The 2,167-nt window shown below is 58.4% G+C and carries 4 protein-coding genes; 1 reads left to right on the plus strand and 3 read right to left on the minus strand.

The window, feature by feature from the left end:
• From AAC035_RS20870 to AAC035_RS20880, 3 genes are all read right to left on the minus strand, one after another.
• On the minus strand, positions 1-395 hold a 395-nt coding region (locus tag AAC035_RS20870), incomplete at its 3' end, for a LysR family transcriptional regulator (RefSeq protein ID WP_339807040.1).
• A gap of 120 nt (positions 396-515) precedes the next feature.
• Positions 516-839, minus strand: coding sequence for a thioredoxin (gene trxA / locus AAC035_RS20875; RefSeq protein WP_054490003.1), 324 nt, complete (start codon positions 837-839; stop codon positions 516-518).
• 112 nt (positions 840-951) lie between these two features.
• A complete protein-coding gene (locus tag AAC035_RS20880; protein ID WP_278355499.1) occupies positions 952-1,674 on the minus strand; it encodes a lipid A-modifier LpxR family protein in 723 nt (240 codons plus the stop codon).
• Between the two features lie 205 nt (positions 1,675-1,879).
• Between AAC035_RS20880 and AAC035_RS20885 the strand changes: the two genes are divergently transcribed.
• Positions 1,880-2,167: cation:proton antiporter (locus AAC035_RS20885; protein ID WP_339807041.1), on the plus strand; the 288-nt coding region annotated here is incomplete at its 3' end.

Below are 2,167 nucleotides of genomic sequence, written 5' to 3' on the forward strand. Positions count from 1 at the left end.
AGCGTGTACGGGACCGCGTGCAGATCGACACCGGGCGCCTCCCGCTCCAGCAATTCGATTAACTGGCGCCAGACCATCTCAACGATCACGTCGGTAGCGGCGATGCGAAATTTCCTTTTGGAATTAGCGGGGTCGAACTGAGTGGCTGAAACCGTGTTGGTTAGCGCGTACATGGGCCCGCCTACCTGGTCCCAGAGGCTCAAGGCATAAGACGTTGGCTCGATGTTACGACCTTTGCGGACAAACAGCGGGTCGCTCCAGATCTGGCGCATCCGGGAAATTGCGTTGGATACCGCCGGCTGGGTCATGGCCAGACGCTCGGCGGCTCGGGTCACCGAGCGCTCGGTCATGATGGCGTCGAAAATATAGAGGAGTTGCAGCTCCTGGGTTTTCATCGTGGGGTACCTGAATGATGGCAATGGACCCGGATAAGTCTAACCAGCATTGGCGGGCAGCGCAACCGGCACACAAAAACACCCTCCCATAACAAGAGGGTGTTGATTCGAGCCGGTGAATTACAGGTTGCCTTTGACGAAGGCCCGCAACTGGCCCAAGGTGCCGGCACCGGTCTGCCGGGCCACCACGCCGCCCTCGCGGAACAGCGCCAGGGTCGGAATGCTGCGGATTCCCATGCGAGCCGCCGTTTCCGGGCTGTCATCCACGTTGACCTTGGCCACTACCAGGTCATCGCCCAGTTCGTCGGCGATTTCATCAAGCATGGGGCCAACGGTCTTGCAGGGGCCGCACCAGGGTGCCCAGAAATCGACCAGGACCGGCTTGTCGTTACGACCAACGGCCGCATCAAAGTTGCTGTCGTTTACTTCAACGATGTTGCTCATATCGTTTCTCCGTTTCCAGTAATGCCTGAGCCTAACCATGCGCCCTGCTCTTGCTGAAAACCAATTGTTCAGCGGTATACATGGTATTTCCCAGGGTGATGTACACCGGTTGTCAGTGACTGCCAAAGCGCTTGCTCAGCTCCATGTTGTCCCAGAGGGTGTGGGTGTAACCGGCCCAGACTTCCGCTAGCAGCACATTCAGATCATTGGCACTGAGTTCGTGATCAGAATCCCGGAACTGACCCTGCAGAAAAGCGTTGTAGGCCCTGGCCTTCACCGACAGGCCACCCCAGAAGTAGTTCTCCCGACCGCCGACCGCGGAGACGCTGGGCGCCCGCTCACCGTAGGCCATCAATTCCGGGTTGAAGCGGTTATCCGGCGACGAAATCAGCCCTCCCCGGAACACCAGGGCGGCGCCAAATTCAGTGAGGTATCCGACGCTCCCAAAGTAGGTCACCTTGAACTTGCTGCCCGGCTCACTGCCATCCAGGTACTGGTGGTAGGCCGCGGAGTACCGCAAGGTAGGCTCGCCCCCTTCGGAGATCTGGTGATCCCAGCCTTCGGGCTTGTCACTGCCGGTGGCCTTGTGAATCGCATTCTGACTGTGCTCAAACAGGTCTAAGCCCAGGGCACCGACGGTCAGCGAGGTGGTCCATCCCGAGGTGCCACCGGCTGACTGATAACTGCGGCTCGTGGACAGATACACCAGGCTGCTGTACGGTCGGTCGCTCCTGTCGATACCTTGCTCCGTAATCTCCTCGGGGGTAAAGCCGTAGGCACCGAACTCCACTGAGGTGTTCTCAGGCTGGCCCGGCACCACAAAACGCTTCGTCAACTTGCTTCTACCAAGGTGTTCGGTTTAAATGGGGGCTACTACAGATGTTCATGGGCCCGAAGATGTCCGCGCTGGACATAGTGGTGAAGTAAAGCAGGTCTGATCTGTCCCCGGTTTCGAAACGGGAGATGAAATGCGGCCTTTGGTGTAAGGTTACAAGAACGAATATCTAATTATCACCCGACGGACATAACTGGCGGCTCTAATGACTGACTACTTTATTCAGGCGTTTATTTACCTGGTGGCGGCGGTAATCGCGGTGCCGTTGACCAAGCGGTTCGGACTGGGTTCGGTACTCGGTTACCTTGTGGCCGGTGTGGTCATCGGGCCGGTGATCGGGCTGGTGGGCCAAGAGACCGTCACCCTTCAGCACTTTGCTGAGTTCGGCGTGGTGATGATGCTATTCTTGGTGGGGATGGAGCTGGACCCCAAATCCCTCTGGGCCATGCGGGTGCGGCTGCTCGGCCTGGGTGGTCTGCAAGTGGCACTTACC

The sequence above is a fragment of the uncultured Marinobacter sp. genome, from assembly GCF_963974375.1.
Lineage (GTDB): Bacteria > Pseudomonadota > Gammaproteobacteria > Pseudomonadales > Oleiphilaceae > Marinobacter.

Excerpts from the sequence above, each read along its gene's own strand:
- trxA (WP_054490003.1), bottom strand. The coding sequence starts at position 839 with ATGAGCAACATCGTTGAAGTAAACGACAGCAACTTTGATGCGGCCGTT.